At 59.8% G+C, this 3038-nt stretch carries 2 protein-coding genes; one reads left to right on the forward strand and one right to left on the reverse strand.

Annotation, left to right across the window (positions count from 1 at the left end; all coding sequences use genetic code 11):
* Nucleotides 1-61: 61 nt before the first annotated feature.
* Nucleotides 62-2308: a type I DNA topoisomerase gene (topA, locus tag V6C16_RS10415; protein ID WP_333543155.1), complete on the reverse strand. Its 2247-nt coding sequence runs from the start codon at nt 2306-2308 to the stop codon at nt 62-64.
* Between the two features lie 311 nt (nt 2309-2619).
* Here topA and V6C16_RS10420 point away from each other — a divergent pair.
* The coding region (locus V6C16_RS10420; RefSeq protein WP_333543156.1) for a hypothetical protein at nt 2620-3038 on the forward strand (419 nt) is incomplete at its 3' end.

Below are 3038 nucleotides of genomic sequence, written 5' to 3' on the forward strand. Positions count from 1 at the left end.
GGCCGCCTCGGTGGAGCCGGTTTCCACAGTGCTGCCCATGCCGGGCGTGTCGCCAGGTTCGTCATTCCTGTTCATGACCTTCCTCCTTCACGTAGCCGCAGCCCTTGACGGGGCAAATGACCTTCAGGCCGTCGCGGCTCTTTTTTTCCACCAGATACGGGGAGCCGCAACGCGGACAGGGGCCAGGCACGGGCCTGTCCCACAGGGCGAAGTCGCACTGCGGGTACTGGTCGCAGGAGTAAAATATCTTGCCGCGCTTGGTGCTTTTTTCCACCAGTTGGCCCTTCTCGCAGCGCGGGCAGGGCACGCCCGTGGACAGCGGGGCCGCATGCTTGCACTCGGGGTAGCCCGTGCAGGCGATAAAGCTGCTGCCCGTGCGGGCTTTCTTGATCACAAGGTCACGTCCGCACTTGGGACACTGCCCCACCTTTTCATACTGGGGTTTCTCGGCGGCCACGGCCTCCACCTTGCCCTCCTCGTTGCGCGAGAAATTGCTGGTGAAGTTGCAATCGGGATAGCCGGAACAGGCCAAAAACGCGCCAGCCTTGCCGAACTTGATCATGAGCGGTTTGCCGCATTCCGGGCAGGCAAGATCGGCAGGAATGCCGCCCTTGACGCTCTGCATGTTTTTGGCGGCGGCCATGAGGGTAGGATTGAAGTCCTCGGCAAAGGCGCGCAAAAGCTCCACCCAGTGCTCCTTGCCTTCGGCCACCTTGTCCAGCCCTTCTTCCATCTGGGCTGTAAAGCCCACGTCCATCAGGCGCGAAAAATGCTCGGTGAGTTGGCCGCAGACCACACGGCCGAGGTCGGTAGGCACAAAGTGCCTTTCGGTCAGGCTCACATACTCCCTGTCCTGCAAGGTGGAAATAATGGCCGCATAGGTGGAGGGACGCCCGATGCCGCGCTCTTCAAGCTCGCGCACAAGGCTGGCTTCGCTGTAGCGTGGCGGGGGTTGGGTGAACTTTTGCTCCTTGTCCATCTTTTCCAGCTTGAGGGTCTGCCCCACCTCTACGGGCGGCAGTTCGGAATCGGCATCCTCTCCGGCGCGGGGCAGGGCCGCCATAAAGCCGGGGAAAAGCAGGCGCTCGCCCTTGGCGCGCCACTGGCTGTGGGCGCAGGCAATGGTGACCGTGGTGTCGTGAAAGCGCGCTCCGGCCATCTGCGAAGCCACAAAACGCGACCAGATAAGCCGGTAAAGATTATACTGGTCAGGGGGCAGATGCTGCTTGACCTCATCGGGCGTGATGGACACGTCCACGGGCCGTACGGCTTCGTGGGCGTCCTGCGCGCTGCCTTTGGTCTTGTACACGCGGGCGCGCTTGGGCAGATAGTCCTTGCCGAAGTGTTCAGCAATAAATTTCTTGGCCGCGTCCCGGGCCTCGTCGGCAATGCGCGTGGAGTCCGTACGCATATAGGTGATGAGGGCGGTAAGACCGCGATCTCCCAGTTCCACGCCTTCGTAGAGGCGCTGGGCAATATTCATGGTGCGCTTGGCCGAATAGGAAAGGCGCTGGTTGGCCGCCTGCTGCAACGTGGAGGTAATGAAGGGCGGCTGCGGGGCGCGCTCGCGCTCCTTCTGCTCCACGTTTTCCACCACAAAGGGCTGTCCCCTGAGGGCGTCCTCAAGGGCCTGCGCCTCCCGGGCATTGCCGATAACGGCCTTTTTGCCGTTGACCTTGACCAGATCGGCCTTAAATGGAGGCGGAACCTCGCCCGAGAGCAGGGCCTTGAACAGCCAGTATTCTTCAGGTTTGAAAACCTCGCGCTCTTCCTCGCGCTCCACAATAAGGCGCAGAGCCACGGACTGCACCCGGCCTGCGGATATGCCACGCTTGATGGTTTTCCACAGCAGGGGTGAAATCTTGTAGCCCACCAGCCGGTCCAGAATGCGACGGGCCTGCTGGGCGTCAAAAAGATCGGCGTTGAGTTCACGCGGGTGCGCCAACGCTTCCTTGACAGCCTTGGCCGTAATTTCGTTGAACTGGATGCGCTTGATATCCTTTGCCTTATCGCGGATAAGCTCGGCCACATGCCAGGCAATGGCCTCGCCTTCGCGGTCGGGGTCAGGGGCCAGATATACTGTCTCGGCCTTGGATGCGGCCGCGCGCAGGTCGCTGACCACATTTTTTTTGTTTTCTATAACTTCATAATGGGGCGCGAAGTCATGTTCTTCATCCACGCCAAGCGTCTTGGCGGGCAAATCGCGCACATGGCCCACACTGGCCTGCACCATATATGCCGGTCCAAGAAATTTCTTGATGGTCTTAACCTTGGCCGGTGATTCCACTATTATCAACTGTTTGCCCATGCTGCCCTCAACTGGCTTTCCGGCTGCGCCAAAAACTTTCCTGCGCGCCCTTTATGTAACGGCAAGATACGATAAAACCCAAAGGCGTCAAGTGCGGGTCACGAAGCCGGGGCTGCTGCCCAAGATCTGCGAGAGCAAAAAAAGCCCTGGGCAACGCATGGCAGACTGACGGGCGCAGAAGAAAAATATATTGGATTATTGGGCAGATGAAACGTCACTTCCACAAGCATGACAGCACGACATGCCCAACTGGACAGGGCCGTGCCATTTGCGGTAGCATCATAGTAATTTCCAGTCAAAATGAGGGATATATGCGCATATGTCCAATACCATACCGTTTTGCGGCAGCAATCTGCCTGACCATGCTGTGCCTGCTGGCTGCTGGTTGCTCATCGCGTCATAACGCCGGCCCGGACACTCCGGAAACTTCGGATTTTCCGCCCGGTTCTCCCGCTGATCCGCGTTCCAACCAGGCCGAAGCCAAGCCCGGCCCCTTGCCCGTCATCAAGGCAAGCCCCGGGCAAAGCGTCTTTGTGGACGTGAGCGGCGGCAGCGCCACATTCAATGCCGACCTTCAGTCAATGCTTACAGCCTATCTGCAAAGTGAACGGGAACTTGTACCCGCAGACTCGGCCAAGGGGTCTGACCTGCTGCTGCGTGTTGCCGTGGACGAAGTAACCCCCCTTGGTTCGCGCAGCACGCCGCCCGACGCGGGCAGAGCCTTGGGCCA

It is taken from the genome of Desulfovibrio sp. 1188_IL3213, from assembly GCF_036763145.1.
Lineage (GTDB): Bacteria > Desulfobacterota > Desulfovibrionia > Desulfovibrionales > Desulfovibrionaceae > Desulfovibrio.

What these genes read in the sequence shown, in the direction of transcription:
- topA (WP_333543155.1), bottom strand. Translation starts at nt 2,308, where the DNA reads ATGGGCAAACAGTTGATAATAGTGGAATCACCGGCCAAGGTTAAGACC.